The sequence below is a fragment of the Actinobacillus porcinus genome, assembly GCF_901764995.1.
In the GTDB taxonomy this organism is placed as follows: domain Bacteria; phylum Pseudomonadota; class Gammaproteobacteria; order Enterobacterales; family Pasteurellaceae; genus Exercitatus; species Exercitatus porcinus.
The window spans coordinates 73,443-97,725 of record NZ_CABFKI010000009.1 but is presented as its reverse complement, the minus strand read 5'-3'; the positions used below and the strand labels follow the sequence as shown (position 1 = coordinate 97,725).

At 41.3% G+C, this 24,283-nt stretch carries 24 protein-coding genes; 21 read left to right on the top strand and 3 right to left on the bottom strand.

Annotation, left to right across the window (positions count from 1 at the left end):
• The 11 genes from E7T07_RS11045 to folC form a co-directional block, all read left to right on the top strand.
• On the top strand, positions 1–218 hold a 218-nt coding region (locus E7T07_RS11045), incomplete at its 5' end, for a hypothetical protein (RefSeq protein WP_210403518.1).
• A 47-nt stretch (positions 219–265) separates the two neighbouring features.
• On the top strand, positions 266–1,051 hold the full coding sequence (truA, locus tag E7T07_RS07935) for a tRNA pseudouridine(38-40) synthase TruA (RefSeq protein ID WP_135710598.1): 786 nt from the start codon (positions 266–268) through the stop codon (positions 1,049–1,051).
• Positions 1,052–1,369: 318 nt separating this feature from the next.
• Complete coding sequence (locus tag E7T07_RS07930; RefSeq protein ID WP_135710596.1) at positions 1,370–1,657, top strand: HigA family addiction module antitoxin; 288 nt, start codon at positions 1,370–1,372, stop codon at positions 1,655–1,657.
• A 366-nt stretch (positions 1,658–2,023) separates the two neighbouring features.
• On the top strand, positions 2,024–2,647 hold the full coding sequence (locus tag E7T07_RS07925) for an L-threonylcarbamoyladenylate synthase (RefSeq protein WP_135710594.1): 624 nt from the start codon (positions 2,024–2,026) through the stop codon (positions 2,645–2,647).
• A gap of 49 nt (positions 2,648–2,696) precedes the next feature.
• The gene (gene rluB, locus E7T07_RS07920; protein WP_135710592.1) at positions 2,697–3,764 is read left to right on the top strand and encodes a 23S rRNA pseudouridine(2605) synthase RluB; all 1,068 of its coding nucleotides are present in this window, start codon (positions 2,697–2,699) and stop codon (positions 3,762–3,764) included.
• An 8-nt stretch (positions 3,765–3,772) separates the two neighbouring features.
• Positions 3,773–4,744 carry an HTH-type transcriptional regulator CysB gene (cysB, locus tag E7T07_RS07915; protein WP_135710590.1) on the top strand — a complete coding sequence of 324 codons (972 nt, stop codon included), beginning with the start codon at positions 3,773–3,775 and terminating at the stop codon, positions 4,742–4,744.
• A 43-nt stretch (positions 4,745–4,787) separates the two neighbouring features.
• Positions 4,788–5,654, top strand: a complete 867-nt coding sequence (locus E7T07_RS07910) for a DMT family transporter (RefSeq protein ID WP_135710588.1) — start codon at positions 4,788–4,790, stop codon at positions 5,652–5,654.
• Positions 5,655–5,693: 39 nt separating this feature from the next.
• A complete protein-coding gene (locus tag E7T07_RS07905) occupies positions 5,694–5,993 on the top strand; it encodes an RnfH family protein (protein WP_135710586.1) in 300 nt (99 codons plus the stop codon).
• Positions 5,994–6,012: 19 nt separating this feature from the next.
• Positions 6,013–7,206: a ribosomal protein uL16 3-hydroxylase gene (locus E7T07_RS07900; protein WP_135710584.1), complete on the top strand. Its 1,194-nt coding sequence runs from the start codon at positions 6,013–6,015 to the stop codon at positions 7,204–7,206.
• A 71-nt stretch (positions 7,207–7,277) separates the two neighbouring features.
• The gene (accD, locus tag E7T07_RS07895) at positions 7,278–8,168 is read left to right on the top strand and encodes an acetyl-CoA carboxylase, carboxyltransferase subunit beta (RefSeq protein ID WP_135710583.1); all 891 of its coding nucleotides are present in this window, start codon (positions 7,278–7,280) and stop codon (positions 8,166–8,168) included.
• 18 nt (positions 8,169–8,186) lie between these two features.
• Positions 8,187–9,503 carry a bifunctional tetrahydrofolate synthase/dihydrofolate synthase gene (gene folC, locus E7T07_RS07890; protein WP_135710581.1) on the top strand — a complete coding sequence of 439 codons (1,317 nt, stop codon included), beginning with the start codon at positions 8,187–8,189 and terminating at the stop codon, positions 9,501–9,503.
• Between the two features lie 124 nt (positions 9,504–9,627).
• On the opposite strand, the gene E7T07_RS07885 is transcribed toward folC, so the two are convergent.
• A complete protein-coding gene (locus tag E7T07_RS07885; protein ID WP_135710580.1) occupies positions 9,628–10,266 on the bottom strand; it encodes a histidine phosphatase family protein in 639 nt (212 codons plus the stop codon).
• 132 nt (positions 10,267–10,398) lie between these two features.
• Here E7T07_RS07885 and pepN point away from each other — a divergent pair, with 132 nt between their 5' ends.
• The 3 genes from pepN to rnm all read left to right on the top strand — a co-directional run bounded on the left by pepN (position 10,399) and on the right by rnm (position 15,038).
• Positions 10,399–13,011 carry an aminopeptidase N gene (pepN, locus tag E7T07_RS07880; RefSeq protein ID WP_135710604.1) on the top strand — a complete coding sequence of 871 codons (2,613 nt, stop codon included), beginning with the start codon at positions 10,399–10,401 and terminating at the stop codon, positions 13,009–13,011.
• A gap of 177 nt (positions 13,012–13,188) precedes the next feature.
• Positions 13,189–14,211 (top strand): quinone-dependent dihydroorotate dehydrogenase, encoded by a 1,023-nt coding sequence (pyrD, locus tag E7T07_RS07875; RefSeq protein WP_135710578.1) that lies wholly within the window; start codon positions 13,189–13,191, stop codon positions 14,209–14,211.
• Entirely contained in the window at positions 14,208–15,038 is an 831-nt protein-coding gene (rnm, locus tag E7T07_RS07870) for an RNase RNM (RefSeq protein WP_135710576.1), read from the top strand. Before pyrD ends, rnm begins: the two co-directional genes overlap by 4 nt.
• Before the next feature lie 64 nt (positions 15,039–15,102).
• Here the strand turns inward: rnm and E7T07_RS07865 are convergent, their stop codons facing one another.
• Positions 15,103–15,654 carry a nitroreductase family protein gene (locus tag E7T07_RS07865; protein ID WP_135710574.1) on the bottom strand — a complete coding sequence of 184 codons (552 nt, stop codon included), beginning with the start codon at positions 15,652–15,654 and terminating at the stop codon, positions 15,103–15,105.
• A 99-nt stretch (positions 15,655–15,753) separates the two neighbouring features.
• Here E7T07_RS07865 and E7T07_RS07860 point away from each other — a divergent pair, with 99 nt between their 5' ends.
• The 7 genes from E7T07_RS07860 to sbcB all read left to right on the top strand — a co-directional run bounded on the left by E7T07_RS07860 (position 15,754) and on the right by sbcB (position 22,667).
• Entirely contained in the window at positions 15,754–16,428 is a 675-nt protein-coding gene (locus tag E7T07_RS07860) for a TIGR01621 family pseudouridine synthase (RefSeq protein WP_135710572.1), read from the top strand.
• A 69-nt stretch (positions 16,429–16,497) separates the two neighbouring features.
• Entirely contained in the window at positions 16,498–17,487 is a 990-nt protein-coding gene (gene pheS / locus E7T07_RS07855; protein ID WP_135710570.1) for a phenylalanine--tRNA ligase subunit alpha, read from the top strand.
• A 9-nt stretch (positions 17,488–17,496) separates the two neighbouring features.
• A complete protein-coding gene (locus E7T07_RS07850) occupies positions 17,497–17,979 on the top strand; it encodes a PM0630 family protein (protein WP_135710568.1) in 483 nt (160 codons plus the stop codon).
• 16 nt (positions 17,980–17,995) lie between these two features.
• The gene (gene pheT / locus E7T07_RS07845) at positions 17,996–20,383 is read left to right on the top strand and encodes a phenylalanine--tRNA ligase subunit beta (protein WP_135710567.1); all 2,388 of its coding nucleotides are present in this window, start codon (positions 17,996–17,998) and stop codon (positions 20,381–20,383) included.
• 2 nt (positions 20,384–20,385) lie between these two features.
• Complete coding sequence (locus tag E7T07_RS07840) at positions 20,386–20,679, top strand: integration host factor subunit alpha (protein WP_135710565.1); 294 nt, start codon at positions 20,386–20,388, stop codon at positions 20,677–20,679.
• Positions 20,680–20,757: 78 nt separating this feature from the next.
• Positions 20,758–21,252, top strand: a complete 495-nt coding sequence (locus E7T07_RS07835) for a C40 family peptidase (RefSeq protein WP_135710563.1) — start codon at positions 20,758–20,760, stop codon at positions 21,250–21,252.
• Positions 21,252–22,667: an exodeoxyribonuclease I gene (sbcB, locus tag E7T07_RS07830; protein WP_135710562.1), complete on the top strand. Its 1,416-nt coding sequence runs from the start codon at positions 21,252–21,254 to the stop codon at positions 22,665–22,667. The genes E7T07_RS07835 and sbcB overlap by 1 nt, the downstream gene beginning before the upstream one ends.
• Positions 22,668–23,241: 574 nt before the next feature.
• On the opposite strand, the gene E7T07_RS07825 is transcribed toward sbcB, so the two are convergent.
• Complete coding sequence (locus E7T07_RS07825; RefSeq protein ID WP_135710560.1) at positions 23,242–24,246, bottom strand: LacI family DNA-binding transcriptional regulator; 1,005 nt, start codon at positions 24,244–24,246, stop codon at positions 23,242–23,244.
• Positions 24,247–24,283: the final 37 nt, after the last annotated feature.

Genomic DNA, 24,283 nt, shown 5'->3' with positions numbered 1-24,283 from the left:
CACTTATCCACAGAAACTATGGATTAAAATTGAATAAAAATTTTTTTGTTGAACACAGTTGCTACAGTCATTTCATATCAAGATATTTTATTTTAAATTTATTAAATAAAAAGCTTTGTCAGCAATCTGAGTGCGGTGAATTTTCACCGCACTTTTTGTTTTGGGGGCAAAAATATTTTGCTCGTGCAGATGGTGAAAAAAATGTTAATTTGCGATAGCATTAGGGTTTTGCGGGGCAGACCCTAATCATCACATGGTGTAAACAATGAAAATCGCATTAGGTATTGAATATAACGGTAAAAATTATTTCGGTTGGCAGCGGCAGGATAAGGTTTTGAGTGTGCAGGAAGAATTGGAAAAAGCCTTGTCTTTTGTGGCAAATGAAAAGATTGAGGTCTTTTGCGCGGGGCGGACGGATAGCGGTGTGCATGGCACAGGGCAGGTGGTGCATTTTGAGACCAATGCGGTTCGCCCTGAAAAAGCCTGGGCGTTTGGGACAAATGCGAATTTGCCCGATGATATTGCAGTGAAATGGGCGAAGGCGGTGGATGATGATTTTCATGCGCGTTTTTCCGCCACGGCGCGCCGTTATCGTTATGTGATTTATGCCAATAAATTGCGTTCGGCTATTTTGCCCTATGGCGTGACCCATACCCATTTGGAACTCGATCATCAAAAAATGCATCAGGCAGGGCAGTATTTATTGGGGGAAAATGATTTTTCTTCTTTTCGTGCGGCGCAATGTCAATCCCATACCCCTTGGCGGAATGTGCATCATTTGCAGGTTTCGCTCCATGGGGATTATATTGTGGTGGATATTAAAGCCAATGCTTTTGTGCATCATATGGTGCGCAATATTGTGGGGAGTTTGATGGAAGTCGGATGTGGGCGTCAGCCGGTGGAATGGATGAAGTGGTTGCTTGAACAAAAAGACCGAAAACTCGCCGCGCCAACCGCAAAACCTGACGGGTTGTATTTAGTGCGGGTGGATTATCCTGAGCAGTTTCAATTGCCACAAACCCCGATGGGACCGTTGTTTTTTCCTGAATAATAGAAGGGCTTGTTGATGTTTTGAGGTTGCAAAATGGTTTATCTAATATCCCAGCATGGCAGAGCCATACTGGGTTATGCATAAATCAGCCCCTTTGGGGCTGAGAATTACAAAGCCACTCAACTATGCGTAACCTAGCGTGCTAGGTATAATGTAGCACTTGGATAAAGCTGAAATGGCGGTTGGTGAGCTTGTCGAACCATAAGACATTTCAGCGGTTGTACAAGACTTACATTTCGACAGGTTCAACGACCATCTTGTACAGCTGACACATAATATCGTAAATAATCATGGAAATTTATCTCTAAGGAATACATTATGCGAAAACCAGCACACCCGGGGCAAATTTTATTAGATGGTTTTATTGAACCTAATCATATCAAAATTAAAGATTTGGCAGAGCATTTGGGGTTTTCTCGTGAGACCCTATCAAGAGTGTTACATGGTAAAACACCTATGACGGCAAATTTAGCATTAAGCTTAGAAGAAGCAGGAATTAGTACAGCGAAGCTATGGTTAAACCTGCAAACGAAATATGATTTATGGGAGTTAAAACAACAACGCCATCATTCTATCTCGCCATTTCCGATGTTAAGTTATGCTTGATGTTGATGAAATGGATGTTGTTACGATGCAATAAACCGCCCGCGTGGCGGTTTCAAATTGCTGACAAACTTTTTTAGTTAATATTTTAATATGAAATGACCGTAGGGGCGAAACATCTTTCGCCCTGATTTATCATGATTATTTGGGGGCGAAAAATATTTCGCCCCTACAACATTATTTAGGTTTGTCATCAGTCTAAAACCGCCCAAGTGGCGGTTTTTTAATGCCCATTTAACTCGATCAGTGTTTCAGGGTGTCGGATCTTAATCCTTGATTTCATTGTGTGGTTAGATTGGGGTTATATTGGCAGTTTGTACGTTATGCGCTATAATTCACTGCACTTTTTATTGTGGTATTGATATTTTTATGAGCCAATTTTTTTATATTCATCCTGAAAATCCGCAGCCGCGTTTGATTAATCAAGCGGTGGAGATTTTGAAAAAAGGTGGGGTGATTGTTTATCCTACTGATTCGGGGTATGCCTTGGGTTGTTCTATTGGGGATAAACATGCGATGGATCGTATTGTGGCTATTCGTCATTTGCCTGAAGGACATAACTTTACTTTGGTATGCAGCGATTTGTCGGAGCTTTCCCATTATTCTACAGTGTCCAATCAGGCGTATCGTTTGATTAAGAATAATACCCCGGGGCGTTATACCTTTATTTTAACCGCAACGAAGGAATTACCGCGCCGTTTGATGACATCAAAACGTAAAACCATTGGTTTGCGTGTGCCGGATAATCAAATCGCATTGGATTTGTTGAAAGCCTTGGGTGAGCCGATTTTATCCTGTTCATTGATGTTGCCCAATGATGAACATTTAACTTATGCGGATCCGGAAGAAATTCGTGATCGCTTAGAACGTCAGGTGGATTTAATTATTCATGGCGGTTACTTGGGGCAAGAGCCGACTACGGTGGTGGATTTAACAGAAGATACCCCTGTGATTTTACGGGAAGGTTCGGGCAGTATTGAGCCTTTTATTTAAATACTTTTTAACTTTTATGTGACGCTTGTGAAAGCGACAAGGAATACTTATGAAATTTCAAACATCTCGTCAAAAACAATCGGAAAATCAACCGCGCTTTAATCGTCATGAGCGCGCGGAAGATAGCCGTTCATCTCGTTCTCGTCATGCGAAAGGTCAAGGTGCGGTGAAAAATACGGAAGAAAAAACCAAATTTGAACGTAAACCCTTACCAATGCGCAAACCTAAGCCTGCAGTCGCTGTTGAGCGTAAACCTACGGTGGCCGGGGAAAAATTGCAGAAAGTGTTAGCCAATGCCGGACAAGGATCACGCCGTGAAATTGAAGCGATTATTGCAGAAGGGCGTGTGTCTGTGGATGGGAAAATCGCCACATTGGGTGACCGCGTCACGGTACATGCCGGTTTGAAAATTCGTATTGATGGGCATTTGGTGAATTTAAATGCGGTGCAAAAAGAAGTGTGTCGCGTGTTGATGTATTACAAACCGGAAGGGGAGCTTTGTACGCGCCATGATCCTGAAGGCCGTGCCACGGTGTTTGACCGTTTACCACGTTTAACCGGCTCACGTTGGATTGCGGTGGGGCGTTTGGATATTAACACCTCGGGCTTGTTGCTATTTACCACCGATGGCGAGTTAGCCAATCGTTTGATGCACCCAAGTCAGGAAGTGGAGCGCGAATATTCAGTGCGTGTTTTTGGCGAAGTAGATGATGCGATGCTGAACCGTTTGCGTAAGGGCGTACAGTTGGAAGATGGGCCGGCGAACTTTAAAACTATTAAAGCGGTGGGTGGAACCGGGTTAAATCAGTGGTTTGATGTAACTTTAATGGAAGGACGTAATCGCGAAGTGCGCCGTTTATGGGAAAGCCAAGGTATTCAAGTCAGCCGCTTGATTCGTATTCGTTATGGCAATATTCAATTGATGAAAAGCTTGCCGCGCGGTGGTTGGGAAGAAATGGATTTAGAAAATGTGAACTATTTGCGTGAGTTAGTGGGGCTTCCGCCTGAAACGGAATCGAAGTTAGATGTGACTAAATCTAAACGTCGTGCGAAAACCGGACAAATTCGCCGTGCGGTAAAACGTTATTCGGAAGCGGCAAAGCGTTATAAAAAATAAGGTTGCTTATGAAAATTCAACAATTACGTTATATCGTTGAAATTGCAAATCAAAATCTGAATGTGACGGAAGCGGCAAATGTGCTTTATACGTCACAACCCGGGATCAGTAAGCAAGTTCGCTTGTTGGAAGATGAATTGGGATTGGAAATTTTTGAGCGCAACGGTAAAAATCTGAAAGCCATTACGCCTGCGGGGAAGAAAATTATTGCGATTGCGCGAGAATTGTTGGTAAAAACCCAAGCCATTCGTGCCATTGCGGAAGAATATACCCAACCTGATCATGGTGTTTTGCGTATTGCTACCACCAATACGCAGGCGCGTTATATGTTGCCGGCGGTGGTGGAGAAATTTTCTAAGAAATACCCGAATGTGAGCTTGCATGTTCATCAAGGTTCACCAAATCAGTTGTCCGATGCGTTGTTGTCCGGGGAAGTGGATTTTGCCATTGTCACTGAAGCGCAATATTTATTTAATGATGTGATTTTGTTGCCTTGTTATAAGTGGAATCGTTCTATTGTGGTTAAATCCGATCATCCTTTGGCGAAGCTCAAACATGTGACCATTGAAGACCTGGGGAAATATCCTTTAGTGACCTACACCTTTGGTTTTACCGGCCAATCAGATTTAGATTATGCCTTTAATAGCGCAGGAATTTTGCCGAATATCGTGTTTACAGCGACAGATGCGGATGTGATTAAAACCTATGTGAAGCTGGGCTTCGGCGTAGGGATTATTGCGTCAATGGCATATACCGAAGCGGATTCGGATTTAGTCGCCATTGATGCCAGCCATTTGTTTAAATCCAGCATGACCCAGATTGCTTTCAAACGAAGCATGTTTTTACGCAATTATATGTATGATTTTATCAATGATTTTTCACCGCACTTAACGCGTCAGAACGTGGAAAAAGCAGAGAGTTTGCAAGATAACAATGCCATTCAAAAACTTTTCGAAAAAGTGGAATTAGAAGAAAAATAAGCGGAAATAGCGACATAATACGGTAAAAATACGGAGAAATATCATGCATTTTTTGATTATTGCCATTCTTTGTAGTGTGTCTGTGTCGGTTTTATTTAAGCTGACAAAGAAGTTTAATATTGTCATTCCCCAAATGATTGCGGTGGGGTATGTGGTGGCGTTATCGTTGAGCCATTTTTTATTGAAACCTAATTTTCAAGGTTTAAGTTTTACGGAGTATTTTGTTCAAAGCCCGGCGAAACCGATTTTTTTAGCCTTGGGAGTGATTTTGCCTGTGGGCTTTTTGGTGATGTCGAAAGCCATTGAATATGGTGGCATTGTGCGGACGGACGCGGCACAGCGTTTGGCGTTGTTTTTACAAATTCTTGCCGCAGTGACCCTATTTGACGAAACCCTGACCGATTTTCGTATTGCTGGCACGGTTATTGCCTTTGCTGCATTATTTTGTTTGCTGTTTAAACCTACAAGCGTTGTAGAAAATGCTTTTAAAGCGACATTGGCGTTGGCTGGGGTTTGGTTAATTTGGGGAACCTCAGGCATTTTGTATAAGAAAACCGCATTAATGGGCGGTGCGTTTCCAACCACCTTATTTATTTCTTTCAGCCTTGCAGCGGTCATTATGTTTACGGTGTTGTTATTGAAACGTACTCAATGGACAGTGCCGAGTTTTGTTGGCGGTTTGCTGTTGGGCTGTCTGAATTTTGGTAATATTTTGTTTTATATTTATGCCCATCAGTATTTTAAAGAAAACCCAACCATTGTCTTTGCGACCATGGATTTAGGCGTGATTTGTTTGGGCGCGTTAGTGGGCGCGTGGGCGTTTAAAGAGCGTTTGAGTAAAGTGAATATAACAGGGATTGCTTTAGGTGTTTGCGCGATTATTCTGATGTATATTGAAAAATTGCTGTAAATCTACCGCTAACTCAACTCATTATTTTGAAAACATATTATGGAACAACAAATTACGATTGAAATTGCTTATGCCTTGCCTAATAAGCATTATCTTAAAAAATTTAATCTTAACAAAGAAGCCACGGTGCAAATTGCAATTTTGCAATCGGGGATTTTAGAGCAATATAAAGAGATTGATTTACGCGAGAACAAGGTGGGCATTTTTGGTCGTCCTGTGAAATTAACGGATGGATTGAAAAACGGCGATCGTATTGAAATTTACCGTCCTTTATTGGCTGATCCTAAAGAAATTCGCCGTCAACGCGCGGCACAACAGCAACAAGATGCAAAAAAATAAGCGCAACAAGAGAATACCTATGAATTATTGTTTACCCAATGAAATTACCCCTGAAATCTTTTTACGTGATTATTGGCAGAAAAAGCCTTTAGTAGTTCGTAATGCTTTGCCGCAAATTGTGGGCATGTTTGAGCCGGCGGATATTTTTGAGTTGGCAACCAACGAAGAGGCGACCGCACGTTTAGTCAAGCAGTACACGGATGACGATTGGCGGGTAAAACTCGGCGGTATTACGGAAGCGGATTTAGCGGATGTGCCTGAAAAATGGTCGGTGCTGGTACAAAATATGGAACAATGGTCGGAAGAATTAGGGGAAATGTGGAACGCTTTCGGCTTTATTCCCCAATGGCAACGCGATGATATTATGGTGTCTTATGCACCCAAAGGGGGCTCCGTGGGTAAGCATTATGATGAATATGATGTGTTTTTGGTGCAAGGCTATGGGCATCGCCGTTGGCAAGTGGGGAAATGGTGTGATCCGAGTACAGAATTTAAACCGAATCAACCTATTCGTATTTTTGATGATATGGGCGAATTGGTCATTGATGAAGTGATGGCACCGGGGGATTTATTGTACATCCCTTCGCGCATGGCGCATTATGGCGTGGCGCAAGATGATTGTTTGACGTTTTCTTTTGGTTTGCGTTATCCCAATTTAGCGGATTTATTGGAAAATATTAACCGCAGTTTTTGTCATCAAGATGACCGATTAAATTTAACGGAATTTTTAGTGCCCTTACGTTTAAGCCAATCAGAGCAAAAAACAGGTTTGTTGGGGCAAGCGGAAATTCAAACCATGAAAACCCAATTCTTACAAACCTTATCCCAGTCTGCGGAGTTTGACCGCTTATTCCAACAAGCGGTTGCGACAACGGTAACCTCTCGCCGCTATGAAATGTTGGTGTCGGATGAACTTTCCGATCCTGATGAAGTACAAGAATGGCTGGAAGATGGTGCGGTGTTGGTGCAGGATAATAACTGTAAATTAGCTTATTTGGCAGAACCGTTGGAAATTTATGCCAATGGGGAATGGTTGGATGAGCTAAATGCCTTGGAAAAAACGGTGTTAAAACGTTTGGCGGATGGCGAAGCCTTGGATTGGGCAACCTTGCAAGCCCTTGTGGCAGCACAGCAATCCGATGACGATTTAATGTTGCTATTAATCGATAGTATTTGTAACTGGTTGGATGACGGTTGGGTGTTGTGCCAATAAAGCCCCTAGAATCTTAGCTGAATTTATGGTTAAATACGCGAAATTTTTCGTTTTAACAAAAAGGTTAAAAAATGAGTTGGATTGATAGAATTTTTAGTAGAGAAAAAACAACCTCAGATTCACGCCGTGCGAATGTGCCTGAAGGTATTTGGACGAAATGTACTTCCTGTGAACAGGTTTTATATCGTGATGAGTTAAAACGTCATTTAGAAGTTTGCCCAAAATGTGGGCATCATATGCGTATTGATGCGCGTGAGCGTTTGGAAGCCTTATTGGATAAAGGTAGCCTTGTTGAACTTTCAGCAGAGCTTGAACCGAAGGATATTTTGAAATTCAAAGATTTGAAAAAATATTCTGATCGTATCAAAGCCGCACAAAAAGAAACCGGCGAAAAAGATGCCTTAATTACGGTTTCGGGGACGCTTTACGGTATGCCAATTGTAGCGGCAGCCTCAAACTTTAGCTTTATGGGCGGTTCAATGGGTTCTGTGGTAGGCGCAAAATTTGTGAAAGCCGCGGAAGAAGCCATTGCAAAAAATTGTCCGTTTGTCTGTTTTTCTGCATCGGGCGGTGCGCGTATGCAAGAAGCCTTATTCTCATTAATGCAAATGGCGAAAACCAGTGCGGTGTTGGCAAAAATGAAAGAAAAAGGTGTGCCGTTTATTTCGGTATTAACAGATCCAACTTTAGGTGGGGTTTCAGCCAGTTTTGCCATGCTTGGCGATTTGAACATTGCTGAACCTAAAGCATTGATTGGTTTTGCCGGCCCGCGTGTTATTGAGCAAACGGTACGTGAAAAATTACCGGAAGGTTTCCAACGTGCAGAGTTTTTATTAGAACATGGTGCGATTGATATGATCGTAAAACGTTCTGAAATGCGTGAAAAATTGGCGAGCGTGTTAAGTAAGTTAACCCGTCAATCTTCACCATTTATTGAACCTGAAGTGATTAGTCATAATTAAGTAACGATTAAGAAAACTATGATACATAATTTAAAAGCCACTTCGACTCTCGCCGAGTGGCTTTCTTATTTGGAAAATGCCCATTTCAAAGCCATTGATTTAGGGCTTGAACGGGTAAAATCCGTGGCGGAACATTTGGATTTATTGCGCCCCGCGCCCTATGTGATTACCGTAGGCGGAACTAATGGCAAGGGGACAACTTGTCGTCTCTTGGAAACCATTTTGCTTAATGCAGGATTGCGGGTTGGCGTTTATTCTTCGCCCCATTTAATTCGTTATAACGAGCGGGTACGTATTCAAAATGAAGACGTGGCAGATGCGTTACATACCGCGTCTTTTGCCTTTATTGACGCCAATAAAACAGCTTCCTTAACCTACTTTGAATTTAGCACCTTATCCGCTTTGCATTTGTTTAAACAGGCAAAGTTGGACGTGGTGATTTTGGAAGTGGGGTTAGGCGGGCGTTTAGATGCTACTAATATTGTGGACGCCGATTTAGCGGTGATTACCAGTATCGACATCGATCATGTGGATTTCTTGGGCGATAATCGCGAAAAAATTGGTTTTGAGAAAGCGGGGATTTTTCGCGCCCATAAGCCTGTGATTATTGGCGAGCCTGATGTGCCGCAATCAATGCTTGAGCACGCAGAAAATTTACATTGTGCGGTTTCTTGTCGTGATAAAGATTGGCAATTTAGTCAGCTGGAAAAGGGTTGGTGTTGGCAAAATGAAAAAGTGCGGTTAGAAAATCTGCCGTTTTGTCAAATTCCTTTAGCCAATGCTGCAACAGCGCTGGCAGTGGTGCAAGCTTTGCCTTTTGCCATTTCGGAACAGATTATTCGTCAATCGTTAGAAGCCGTTGAATTAACCGGGCGTTTTCAAACCTTAAAAGGTGAGCCATTGGCACATTTGGCAGATAAATTGTCATTGTCTGTGGCGGAAATGCCGCGTGTGATCATTGATGTAGGACATAATCCCCATGCGGCTCGTTATTTAGCGGAAAAATTGACCGCACTTAAAGCCCAAACGACAGGTAAGATTATTGCGGTATTCGGGTTGTTGAAAGATAAAGATGCCACAGGAGTGATTGAACCGTTATTGTCGGTGATTGATCAATGGTATTGCGTGACCTTGGATGTGCCACGTGGGCAGAGTAGTAACGAATTGCAAGGGAAACTGTTGGACGTAGCGCAAGATAACGCCGTACAAAGCTTCACTGCATCGAGCGTGGAATCAGGTGTGCAGCAAGCCCTACAAAGCGCGGTGAAAAATGACATTGTTTTGGTGTTTGGTTCATTTCACACCGTGGGGGAATTTTTGGCGTTTACTATGTAGCCGTTGCACAAGACGGTCGTTGAGCTTGTCGAAACGTAAGTCTTGTGCAGTGAATGCTGAAATGTCTTATGGTTCGACAGGCTCACCAACCGCCATTTCAGGCTACATGATACCGAATTAAACTCTATTCCAAATGCGCCACATCGTTCATTTTTTCTACCGTAAAGGTGACTTCATCGCCGTTTTGGCGGTAACGAACAATGTTAATCGCTGTATTGCGGATGGATTCGCTGTAACCTTCTTTGCGGTGATTTTGCCAGCTTGCACCATTGAATAATCCCATTAATAAGCGGATGGTGTGTCCGTGGGAAACCACTAAAATATTGCCGCTTGGGTGGACTTTGGCAATGTCGTGAATGGCTTTCATGGCACGCTCAGCCACTTTATCCCAAGTTTCGCCGCCGTTGCTTTCTGCTTTGTAATTAGCAGGGTCTTCCAGCATTAATTGAAATTCTTTCAACGGGCGGATTAATTCCACATTTTGCCCTTCCCAAGAACCAAAATATTGTTCATTTAAGCCGTTATGTTGGAAAAGTGGAATATCCCGTTGACCTAAGATATGGTTGGCGGTGTCAATGGTGCGTTGTAAACAGCTTGAATAAGCGGCAACAAAAGGTACGTCAGCGAGTGCTTTTCCGGTTAGTTGTGCGCCTTTAACGCCTTCTTCCGTTAAATTTGAATTGCCTGAGCCTTGCATTAAGCCTTGATCATTCCAAATGGTGCGACCGTGGCGGATGAGATAAAAGGTGAGTTCTTTTTGCATAATAATTCCTTGATTGAAAATAGCATAAGTCTATCGCAAATAGCGTCTAATTAAAATGAAAAATCCTTTGCAAGTTGGGTTCAAAAGTCATATCCTAAACGCAATTTTTTCGCAGGATAATGGATGTTTTTTATGCAGTCAAAAGCTAAATATCGCAAAGATTACAAAACCCCTGATTTTACCGTTACCGATATTTCCCTTGATTTTCAATTAGATCCCAACCATACCGTTGTTACCGCGGTTTCAACATTCCAACGTTTAAACAATGCTGCTACGGAATTACGCCTTGATGGACACAGCTTTCAGTTTGTTTCTATTAAATTTAACGGCGAAAATTTCACCGCCTATCAACAAGATGGCGAAGGCTTGACATTAGATTTAACTGGGCAAAGAGCGGAGCAATTTGAATTAGAAATTGTGACGAATTTAGTGCCCGCCACGAATACGTCATTGCAAGGGCTTTATCAATCAGGCGAAGGCATCTGTACCCAATGCGAAGCGGAAGGTTTCCGTCAAATTACTTATTTCTTAGACCGTCCTGACGTGTTGGCGCGTTATCATGTGCGTATTACGGCAGACAAAACCCATTATCCATTCTTGCTTTCAAACGGTAATCGCATCGCTTGCGGGGAATTAGACAATGGTCGTCATTGGGTAGAATGGCAAGATCCGTTCCCGAAACCGAGTTATTTATTTGCTTTGGTAGCAGGTGATTTTGATTTGTTACAAGACAGTTTTGTGACTAAAAGCGGTCGTCAGGTTGCCTTAGAATTATATGTGGATCGCGGTAATTTAGATCGTGCAGATTGGGCAATGCAAAGCCTGAAAAAAGCGATGAAATGGGATGAAGGCCGTTTTGGTTTGGAATACGATTTAGATATTTATATGATCGTGGCGGTGGATTTCTTTAATATGGGCGCAATGGAAAATAAAGGGTTAAATATTTTCAATTCCAAATTTGTGCTTGCTAATCCACAAACAGCCACCGATGATGATTACCTTGCCATTGAATCGGTGATCGGTCACGAATATTTCCACAATTGGACAGGAAATCGGGTGACTTGCCGTGATTGGTTCCAATTGAGCTTAAAAGAAGGCTTAACAGTATTTCGTGATCAAGAATTTTCTTCGGACACAGGTTCACGCGCGGTGAATCGAATTAATAATGTGAAATTATTACGTACCGCACAATTTGCGGAAGATGCCAGCCCGATGGCACATCCAATTCGCCCTGAAAAAGTGTTAGAAATGAATAACTTCTATACCATGACGGTGTATGAGAAAGGGGCGGAAGTGATTCGAATGATGCACACTTTATTGGGCGAAAAAGCGTTCCAAGCGGGGATGAAACTGTATATTGCGGAAAATGACGGCAAAGCGGCGACTTGTGAAGATTTTGTGTCAGCGATGGAACGCGCTTCAGGCGTAGATTTAACCCAATTCCGCCGTTGGTACAGCCAATCAGGAACGCCTGAATTAAGCATTTCTGATAGTTATGATGAGAAAACCCATCGTTATCAGCTTATTGTGTCACAAATGACCCCACCGACTGCGGATCAAATGGATAAAGTAAATTTGCATATTCCGTTGAAGATTGCATTGTATGATTTGAACGGTATGCCGCAAATGTTGGTGAACAATGGGGAAGTGGTGAGCGATGTGTTGAATGTGACGCAGCGCGACCAAATTTTTGAATTTGCGGATATAAAATCTCGCCCTGTTCCTGCCTTACTTTGTGATTTTTCTGCGCCGGTTAAATTGGATTATGATTACAGTACCCGGCAATTAATCACTTTGTTGAAATTTGCCCAAAATGAATTTGTACGTTGGGATGCGATGCAGATGTTGTATTCCCAAGAATTGCGCCGTAATTTGGCATTACATCAAGAAGAGCAAGCACTGGAATTTTCACCGGAAATTTTAACCGCGCTTTCTTATGTGTTAACGCATTATAAGCAAAATGTTGAACTCACTACGTTGATTTTAACTTTGCCGAAAGAAACGGAATTTGCGGAAACCTTTAAAACCATTGATCCTGAAGGGATTTTTGTGGTGCGTGATTTTATGCAACGCGCCATCGCGGAAAATTTAAAACCGCAATTACTGGATGTGTATAATCAAATTCATTTGGACGAATACCGCATTAATCCGCAAGAGATTGCCTTGCGCGGATTACGTAATGCTTGTTTACAATATCTTGCCTTTAGCGATATTGGCAATACCTTGGTGAATAAACATTATTTGTACGCCAATAATATGACGGATAGCTTAAGTGCGCTAAATGCGGCAACCAAGGCGCAATTAATGTGTCGCGATAATCTGTTGCGTGATTTTGAAGAAAAATGGCATCAAGATGGTTTGGTGATGGATAAATGGTTTGCGTTACAAGCCACACGCCCAGACGGAAATGTATTGGCGATTGTGCAGCAATTAATGGAACACCCAAGTTTTAATTTTAATAATCCAAACCGTTTACGTGCATTGGTGGGTAGTTTTGTGAACCAAAATCCGCGCCCATTCCATAGTACAGAGGGTTCAGGCTATCGTTTCTTAACGGATATTTTGCTTAAATTAAATGAAAGCAATCCACAGGTTGCCGCACGTTTAATTGAACCCTTAATTCGTTTCGGTCGTTACGATAGTCAACGTCAAACCTTAATGAAACGCGCCTTAGAACGTTTGAATGAAGTAGAAAATCTATCCAAAGATCTATTTGAAAAAATTGAAAAAGCGTTAAATTCTTGAGAGATAACCTAGCACGAGCCGTGCTAGGTTTGTTAATCCCAGCCCCGCCGGGGCAGAAAGAAAGAGCCGCAGAGCGGCTCAGATTAAACAACCCTATACGGCTCGTATAGGGTTATCAACGGTCTGAAATTCTTAATAAATTAACCGCACTTTAACTCGGAGTTAGAACATAACATTATGCTATATCCATTGATTAAAAAAGGCATTTTTGCTTTAGAACCTGAAACGGCGCACGATCTTGCTATTCATGCGCTAAAAATGGCAGGTTATCCTGTGGTAAACCAACTGCTTAAAACCCTGTTGGCTTGTCCGAAAGGCAGTGAAAAAACGGTGATGGGGGTGAAATTTAAAAACCCGATTGGTTTAGCCGCAGGGGCAGATAAAAATGCGGAAGCAATTGATGGCTTTGGCGCAATGGGCTTTGGTTTTATTGAAGTGGGAACCGTTACGCCATTAGCGCAAGACGGCAATGCCAAACCGCGCCAATTCCGTATTATTGAAGCGGAAGGGATTATTAATCGTAATGGGTTTAATAATAATGGCATTGATTATTTAATTGAAAATGTGAAAAAAGCCCGTTTTGACGGTACGTTGGGGATTAATATTGGCAAAAATAAAATTACCCCTATTGAACACGGCAAAGATGATTACATTTTTTGTTTGAACAAAGCCTATAACTATGCGGATTATATTACGGTGAATATTTCTTCGCCTAATACACCGGATTTGCGTACATTGCAATATGGCGATGCGTTAGATGATTTGCTGAAAGGCATTAAAGAACGTCAAAAAATTCTTGCGGATCAATATAATAAATATGTGCCCATTGCGGTTAAAATTGCGCCGGATTTAACGGAAGCCGAACTGGTACAAATTGCTGATACATTACAGCGTCACAAAATGGATGGTGTTATTGCCACAAATACCACGATTTCTCGTGATACCGTAGCGGGTCTGACGAACTCAAATGAAATCGGTGGTTTAAGCGGTAAACCGTTACAACAAAAAAGTACGGAAATTATTTGCCGTTTACATCAGGAATTAAAAGGTTCTATTCCGATTATTGGTAGCGGGGGTATTGACGGTGTTCAAAATGCGCAAGAAAAAATGGCTGCCGGAGCGGAATTATTGCAGATTTATTCAGGCTTAATTTATCACGGCCCTGCGTTAGTTAAACAGCTGGTTCAGGCGATTAAATGACAGAAAAAATTTACGATTTACATTGTCACAGTACTGCATCTGACGGTGTGTTAACGCCAACAGAATTAGTTCAACGCGCCTTTGAGCAAGGGGTGAATGTGTTGGCATTGACGGATCACGATAGTATTGGTGGTATTCCTGAAGCGAGACAGCAAGCTGAACAATGTGGCATACAATTAATCAATGGTGTAGAAATTTCGACAGAATGGGAAAATCGCGGTATTCACATTGTGGGCTTAGGTTTTGATGAAACTTCCATAGAAATGACCGCACTTTTAAATCAACAGGCACAAACGCGTTATCAGCGCGCGCTGGAAATTGGCGAAAAATTGGAAAAAGTCGGTGTGCCAAACGCCTTTGAAGGTGCCAAAAGTTTGGCGAATGGGGAAGTGACTCGCGCCCATTATGCCCGTTATTTGGTGCAAATTGGTAAAGTGTCCAATGAAAATCAAGCCTTTAAAAAATATCTCTCGCAAGGTAAATCTTGCTATGTGAAATCCGCTTGGGTGGATATTCCCACGGCGATTAATGTGATTCATCAAGCCGGAGGCTTAGCCGTGCTTGCTCATCCGTTGCGTTATACCATGACTACGCGTTGGCTTAAACGTCTTATTGCTGAATTTAAGGAATGGGGTGGTGATGGCTTAGAAGTGGCAGGCAGTGGGCAAACCGCCGATCAACGTCATTTGCTTGCGCGTTGGGCAAAGGAATATGAATTGCTAGGTTCTGTGGGATCTGACTTCCATTTTCCTTGCGGCTGGATTGAATTAGGAAAATCCCTGTGGCTACCTGAAAATGTGAAGCCAATTTGGGATGTTTTAAAATAAAACAACCTAGCACGAGCCGTGCTAGGTTCATTAAACCCAGCCCCGCTGGGGCTGAAAGTCTAACCTATAAATAGCTGACAAATTCCTCTAATTTCCCCGCTTTAGGCTCTTTTTCAACGCGTTCTTCCGCTGTTCCCAACATAATCAATGCCACAATTTCATCTTGTTCATTGCAGTTAAAGGCTTGACGTAGAGCTGGGCCGTTAACCCATTTGCCTGTAATCCATACGTTGTCAAACCCTAAATCTTGGGCGGCAAGTTGGATACCATAAGCTGCGCAACCCGCAGTGACGAGCTGTTCCCATGCCGGGACTTTCTCTACCTGTTCATCAATTTTTGCCACAACGCCGATAATCATCGGTTTTTGACAAATCCCTTCGATTTTATGAAATTGACGTTCATCCAAATTCATGGCAGTGGCATCGTCTTTGAGTATTGTCGCTAAGCGAGTTAAGCCTTCTTTTTCAATCACGATAAAATGATAAGGCTGTAATTTTCCGTGATCGGGAGTGCGTAATGCCGCTTGAAAAATCTGTTCCAGTTGCGCTGGATTTGGTGCAGGTGCGACAAGTTTTTTATTAGAACGGCGTGTTTGTAATAGTTTAAGTGTATTCATGTAGATATTCCTCATTTTTTATAAGCAGTACAAATAACAGAAGCAGTTGGGCTTGTGTTACAATGATCCGATATTTTTTTGTTCTGTGAGATGATGTAATTGTTTGAAATTATAATACAAACCGATGATTTTATCATTATCAATAAACCCCATGGCGTCAGCGTGCATAAGGATACTGAAGCACAAGGCTTAACCACATTAGTAGCGCAACAGTTGAATTTATCGCAAGTGTGGCTGGTTCATCGTTTGGATAAAGTGACCTCCGGGTTATTGATATTAGCACGCAATGAAAAAGCGGCAGCGACTTTATCCGGCTTATTTGCGCAACATAAAATTCAGAAAACCTATTTGGCGTTATCTGCATTTAAACCAAAGAAAAAACAAGGGTTGATTATCGGGGATATGGAAAAAGCACGGCGTGGTGCTTGGAAGTTGTTAAAAAGCAAAGAAAACCCTGCGATTACCCGATTTTATTCGGTCAGCTGCGAACCTCATCTTCGTCTGTTTATTTTAAAACCACAAACGGGTAAAACTCATCAGTTGCGCGTTGCCATGAAAAGTTTGGGTAGCCCGATTTTAGGGGATGAATTATATGGTGGAAATCAGGAAAATATTGACCGCACTTATTTGCATGCCTATCGCTTAGCGTTTGAGTATAACGGTAAGTGCTATGATGTGTGTTTGCCGCCACAAAAAATGGAAAAGTGCGGTGAATTTTTTGAGAAATTGTCCGTGCAACAGCAAATTTCGCAAATAAACAGTGAAAATGCGTGATTTTTTAATGAGTTAGTATTATCATTGGGGCTGTTTTGAAACTATTATTGTGATTAAAGAAGGATGGGTATGCAAAACCTTAAAGAATTAACAGAACAGGCACTTGCGACACTGGATAATTTACAGGATAAAGGCTTAGAAGCATTAGAAAATTTCCGTGTGGAATATTTTGGTAAAAAAGGACATTTCACCCAATTAATGCAAGGCTTACGTGATGTTTCTGCTGAAGAGCGTCCGGCCATTGGTGCAAAAATTAATGAAGCCAAACAAGCGGTGTTGGATGCCCTTAATGGAAAAAAAGAAGAAATTGAACGTGCGGCATTAAATGCTAAATTAGAAAATGAGCGTATTGATGTGTCTTTGCCGGGGCGCAAAGTGGATGTCGGTGGGTTGCACCCGGTTTCTATTACCATTGAACGCGTAACAAAATTCTTCTCTGAATTAGGTTTCAGCGTTGAGAGTGGTCCTGAAATTGAGAGCGATTACTATAACTTTGACGCGCTCAATATTCCTAAACATCACCCGGCGCGCGCTGATCACGATACATTCTGGTTTAACCCTGAATTATTATTACGTACACAAACTTCAGGTGTACAAATTCGTACCATGGAGAAAAAACAGCCTCCAATTCGTATTATGGCACCAGGTCGTGTTTATCGTAATGACTACGACCAAACCCATACGCCAATGTTCCACCAAATTGAGTTGCTTTATGTGGATAAGAAAGCCAACTTTACCGAGTTAAAAGGGTTGTTACACGATTTCTTACGTGCATTCTTTGAAGAGGATTTGCAAGTGCGTTTCCGTCCATCTTACTTCCCATTTACAGAGCCTTCTGCGGAAGTGGATGTGATGGGTAAAAATGGTAAATGGTTAGAAGTATTGGGTTGCGGTATGGTACATCCTAATGTATTACGCAATGTGGGCATTGATCCAAATGAATATAGCGGCTTCGCTGTGGGTATGGGGGTTGAGCGTTTAACCATGCTTCGCTACAACGTCACAGATTTACGTTCATTCTTTGAAAATGATTTACGTTTTTTAAAACAATTTAAATAGGGGAATGTCATGAAAAAATTCATCATGTTTTCACTGGGTTTGGCCATTGGGGCGGTGAGTTTTGCTAATGCAAATGAAGCCACATCGCCACAATCTTCTCAAATTCAACCGGTTGCAGTACTTCAGGTTTTTGATACAAGTGGTAAAGAACCCAAATTATTGAAAGGAAATCGTTTATCTCGCTCAAAAGCACGCAATGTTTGTGTTACAGTGGGAAACGTGGTTGTTGAAGACAACAATCTTTTTGCGCAATATTTACAAGCACCAGCTGCAATTGAGTTAGAAATTCCACCTGAAATTGCGAAAGTGGAATCCGTAGAAGAAAAGAAAAATTATTTAATCACAAGAAATGTGGTCAAAGCGGAAATGCCTAATAATCAATTTATGTTTTGTTGGAAATTTGATGCTAGAGATCCTATCGGTGAATATAAATTAGATACGCAGTTTAATAATGCGATTTTCAAAGATTTGAAATTTACGATAATAAAATAAGAAGTGAGAAAGAAGAATGAAATTTAGTGAACAGTGGGTGCGCGAATGGGTGAACCCGGCGATTACCACCGAGCAATTGTGCGATCAAATTACCATGCTTGGTTTGGAAGTTGATGGTGTTGAAGCGGCAGCAGGGGAATTTACCGGTGTTGTTGTTGGGGAAGTTGTGGAATGTGCGCAACATCCTGATGCCGACAAATTGCGTGTCACCAAAGTAAATGTGGGCGGTGAACGTTTATTAGATATTGTTTGTGGTGCACCAAATTGCCGTCAAGGTTTGAAAGTCGCTTGCGCAACAGATGGTGCGGTATTGCCGGGTAATTTTAAAATTAAGAAAACCAAATTACGCGGTCAACCTTCGGAAGGGATGTTGTGTTCATTTAGCGAATTAGGCATTTCGGAAGATCATAACGGTATTATTGAATTACCGGCAGACGCACCGATTGGCACTGATTTTCGTGACTATTTAAATCTTAATGATAATGCGATTGAAATCAGCTTAACCCCAAACCGTGCCGACTGTTTAAGCATTGCGGGGATTGCACGCGAGATTGGCGTGGTCAATAAATTACCTGTTAATGCACCGCACTTTGTGTCAGTTAATGTGACTTCCGATGAAAAAGTGGCGATTGATGTACAAGCACCGGAAGCTTGTCCGCGTTACTTATTACGTAGCGTAAAAAATGTGAATGTCAACGCCGCCACACCAATGTGGATGAAGGAAAAACTTCGCCGTTGCGGTATTCGTTCAATCGATCCGATTGTAGATATCACTAACTACATTTTACTGGAATTGGGCCAACCAATGCACGCCTTTGATGCAGCAAAAGTGGCGCAGCCTGTGCAAGTACGTATGGCAAAAGACGGTGAAGAATTAGTCCTTTTGGACGGCTCAACAGCGAAATTACAAAGCAATACTTTGGTTATTGCTGACCAAACCGGTCCGTTAGCCATGGCGGGGATTTTTGGTGGACAAGCCAGTGGTGTGAACGCAGAAACCAAAGATGTGATTTTAGAAGCTGCGTTCTTCGCGCCATTGGCAATTACAGGTCGTGCCCGTCAATATGGTTTACATACAGACAGCTCGCACCGTTTTGAGCGTGGTGTGGATTTTGAATTACAACACAAAGCCATGGAACGCGCGACCGCACTTTTATTGGAGATTTGTGGTGGTGAAGCCGGTGAAATTTGTGAAGTTGTCAGTGAACAAGCTTTACCAAAAGTGAAAGACGTGCAGTTACGCCGTGAAAAACTAGATAATTTATTAGGTCATCATATTGAAACAGAAACGGTGACGGATATTTTCCAACGTTTAGGATTACCTGTTCGTTATGAAAACGATATTTGGACAGTGACTTCTGCAAGCTGGCGTTTTGATATTGAAATTGAAGAAGACTTAATTGAAGAAGTGGCGCGTATTTACGGCTATAACAGTATTCCAAATAACGCACCATTAGCACATTTACGTATGCGCGAACACAAAGAGTCGGACTTAGAAATTCATCGAATTAAGACCGCACTTGTGTCAGCGGATTTCCACGAAGCCATTACTTATAGCTTTGTTGATCCAAAAATTCAAAGCCTATTACATCCGGATATTGCGCCGTTGGTATTGCCAAATCCAATTTCAAGCGAAATGTCCGCAATGCGCGTGTCTTTATTGACGGGATTATTAGGTGCCGTGGTTTATAACCAAAATCGTCAGCAATCACGTGTGCGTTTATTTGAAACCGGTTTACGTTTTGTTCCTGATGCAAATGCAGAATTTGGTGTTCGTCAAGAGTTTGTCTTGGGCGTCGTGATGACTGGGGCAAAATACAATGAACATTGGGCGTTAAAATCAGAACCTGCTGATTTTTATGACTTAAAAGGTTACATTGAAAATGTACTCAGCTTAACTGCGGTAGGAAATCAAGTACAATTTGTGGCAAAAACCTATGATGCTTTCCATCCGGGGCAATCAGCCGCTATTATGCTAAATGGTGAAGAAATTGGCTTTATGGGTCAAATTCACCCAAGCATTGCGCAAAAAATGGGCTTAAATGGTAAAACTTTTGCGGCTGAAATTTTGGTTGAGAAAATCGCGCAACGTAATGTGACTGTTGCGAAAGAAATTTCAAAATTCCCGGCTAACCGCCGTGATTTGGCTTTAGTTGTTGCTGAGACAACACCTGCAACAGATATACTAGATGCTTGTCGCGCAGTAGGCGGTGATAAATTAACAGCAGTAAATTTATTCGATGTTTACCAAGGTCAAGGTGTGGCGGAAGGTTATAAGAGTTTGGCTATTAGCTTAACTATCCAAGATACCGAAAAAACTTTGGAAGAAGAAGATATTAATGCGGTAATTTCTGTGGTATTAACCGAATTAAAACAACGTTTTAATGCAACATTGAGAGATTAATTATGGCGTTAACTAAAATAGAAATTGCAGAAAACCTTGTGAAAAAACATGGTTTAACAAAAGCGGAAGCCAAAGCGATTGTTGAAAGTTTTTTTGAAGAAATTCGTTCAACATTGGAACAAGGCAATGATGTAAAATTGTCAGGTTTTGGTAATTTTGAATTGCGTGATAAATCATCTCGACCGGGTCGTAACCCCAAAACAGGGGAAAGCATCCCTGTTTCTGCACGCCGCGTTGTGGTGTTCAAACCAGGACAAAAACTACGCGCTCGTGTAGAGAAAACCAAAGCAAAATAATGAATAGAAGCTACTCGAAAGGGTAGCTTTTCTTTCTTTATTTTGTGTTATTTGATACAACGTCACAAAATGATTGATATGAGACTTATTTCAATTAAAACGCTGCTTTTTTCTGCCGCACTTTTTTCACTTGCAGCCTGTTCAGGGTTTCGTAGTGAAGAATATGATGGGATTGGCTACAAAGGGCAATTAAACGATCCTATTATGGTCATCACCTTGTTAAGCGAGCAGCAAAGAGAATGGAAAGGAACGCCTTATGTCTTAGGGGGGGATACCCGTAGTGGGGTGGACTGCTCGGGATTTACTCGCGTGACTTTTATGGATCGATTTAATATTAAATTACCCCGTACTACAACAGAGCAAGCTAAATACGGTAAGAAAGTGCCGAAATCGCAAATTCAAACAGGGGATTTGGTTTTTTTCAAAACAGGGCGCGGACCGAATGGCTATCATGTTGGTATTTACGTGAAAAATGGGCAATTTTTACATGCATCAACGAAAGGTGGTGTGATTTATTCATCGTTGAATAATGCCTATTGGGATAAAGTATTTTGGCAGGTTAGACGAATTTAATGAGTGATTTTAGCTTTTTTATTTATGACTACGAAAGTTTTGGCATTAATCCTGCCAGCGATCGTCCGGCACAATTTGCAGGAATACGAACCGATAAAGATTTTAATATAATCGGTGAACCTGTGATGTTGTATTGCAAACAGACTAATGACTATTTGCCGTCACCTGAAGCGGTTTTGGTAACGGGCATTACACCGCAAGAATGTAATGAAAAGGGGATTAGCGAACCGGAATTCGCCGCCAAAATTCTCGCGGAATTTAGCCAACCGAATACTTGCGTCATGGGCTTTAACAATATTCGTTATGATGACGAAATGACGCGTTACACCTTTTATCGTAATTTTATCGATCCTTATGAATACAGCTGGAAAAACGGCAATTCACGCTGGGATTTGTTGGATGTGGTGCGTGCTTGTTATGCCTTACGTCCTGAAGGGATTGAATGGGCTTACGATGACGAAGGGATGCCAAGTTTTCGCTTAGAAAAACTTACGGAAGCTAATGGGATTGCCCATGAAAATGCTCACGATGCCATGTCTGACGTTTATGCGACCATTGCAATGGCAAAGCTTATTAAAGAAAAACAGCCTAAATTATTCCAATTTTTCTTTGAAAATCGCGGTAAAAGGGAAGTAGAAAAGTTGATTAATACTGCTGAAATGACGCCGTTGGTGCATGTTTCAGGCATGTTGGGTAATTATCGCGGAAACTGTACTTGGGTTGCACCTATAGCTTGGCATCCTACCAACCAAAATGCGGTGATTGTCTGTGATTTATCACAAAATATTTATGATCTGTTAGCAAAAAGCGCGGTGGAATTGCGAGAAAATTTATACACCAAAAAATCTGAATTGGAAGAACAAGGCATTTTGCCTGTTCCGTTGAAATTGGTACATATCAATAAATGCCCAATTCTGGCACCCGCTAAGGTTTTATTGCCTGAAAATGCAGAAAGGTTGGGAATTAATCGCCAGTATTGTCTAGATAATCTTAAAAAGTTACAACATTCACCGGGTGTGCGGTCAAAAATTGAAGAGATTTTCAAAGAAGAACGTCAATTTGAAGCAAGCGATAATGTAGAGACTGAACTTTACAATGGCTTTTTCAGTACAAACGATAAAAATAACATGGCAATTTTACGCCAATTACCACCAGAAAAATTGCTTGAAAACGGCTTAACCTTTGAAGATAAGCGCATCCCTAAATTATTGTTGCACTATCGCGCCCGTCATTTCTTTAAAACCTTAACGAGAACAGAGCAGCTGCAATGGGAACGTTATCGCCGCCGTAAATTAGAAAAAAGCGCAATGGACTTTGAACAACGAATGCAGCATTTAGTGCAAGAATATTCAGGTAACGAAGAAAAATTGCAGTTATTACATCAAGTTTATGAATATGCGATGACGTTATTGTGATTATTTTGTGACAACGTATTAAAGTATATTAAAAATAAAATTAATAACAATAAAGTAATATTGTAGAGACGCCACGCCTGGCGTCTTTAATTTTATATAATCTCGTATCTTTATCTCAAATCTCAATCAATATCTCAGTTTTTTGACGTATCACCTTGGTAGTATTTTTTATAATTTCATTGCAAAACCTCACCACAAAACCGTTCAAAATGACATTTCAACTCAAAATTCATCTAGCTTTACCCATACAACATACCTGTTGATAACCTTGTGATTTATTTAATCCGTAGTATTCCCTAACCAGATAACTAATTTCGCATAATCTATATTATGTTAAATTAATAACAAGATAAAGTCACTTTTTTTGTGTGATGTTTGCTACTCTCGTATGATTGATTGTGGTAGCTATATTAATTCAGGGGTTTTTGATGATATAAAGGCTTAATTCAGCATTAATGAATTTAGGTTTGAAATAATCAGAAATAAAATGACAACGCTACGTGAAAAATAAAAAATTTTTCCCATAAACGTTGCCGGATTTTATAGAAATGAATTTTAAGAATGGCGAAAATCTTTAACAAGATTGACCGATAATCACCGGACAATGAATTAAAACTGTTTCAGTTGAATTTCGTTCTTCAATTAAATGTAATGCCGCTTGTTCCCCCATTTCATAATGTGGTAATTGTACGGTGGTTAATGAAGGTAAAAATAAATGCGTTATACCGACCATATTGTCGTAGCCCGTTACCGCGATATCTTCAGGAATACGATATCCCTGCTGCAATAATAATTGATACGCCACAAAAGCAATTCGGTCGTTTCCACAAACAATCACATCATAATCTAATTTTTTGTGACGTTGTAGCAAATCAATGAGCGGTTTTGCGCCGGTAAAATAATCTTCACCATCATCTTCCATAAAAAAATGATCGATTTTCACCGCACTTTGGTCAGTTTGCTTAGCAAAAAACGCTTGTTCAAATCCCTCTTTACGGGCTTTTGTGGCAATATAGTTACGCGGAATATGTAAAAACAAGGCTTTTTTATAGCCTTTTTTGACCAACAACTCCCCTATGGCTTGCTGCCCATGGAAATCATCAGGAATATAACTGGCAACCTCAACATCATCTGTCACACAATTTGCCAATACAATGGGATATTGTCGCAATTTTGCAGGAACTTTGACCTTTTTCAACCCATTTCGCGCAATAATAATGGCATTAGGGCGATGGGATATTAGCTGCTCTACCGCTTGCTCAAGCTCTGCTTCATCATTCTCAAAAGTATTAATTACATAGGAATGCCAACCATATTTCCGCACCGTTTTTTCGATAGCCAGTAAGATTTCAACCGAAAATGGTGTGGTTGCGGTGCCAAGAGACAGCACACCAATCGTTTTTCCGGCTACCCCACGAATATTTTGTGCGGCAAAATTTGGCACGTACCCCAACTCATCAATCGCTTTTTTTACCACATCATAGGTGGATTTCGATAATTTTTCAGGGTTATTTAAGGCACGAGATACGGTCATTAAAGAAACCCCGGCCAATTTTGCTACATCTTTTAATGATGTCATAACGACTCCCAATTTAACCGCGCTTTTACGGATTTTT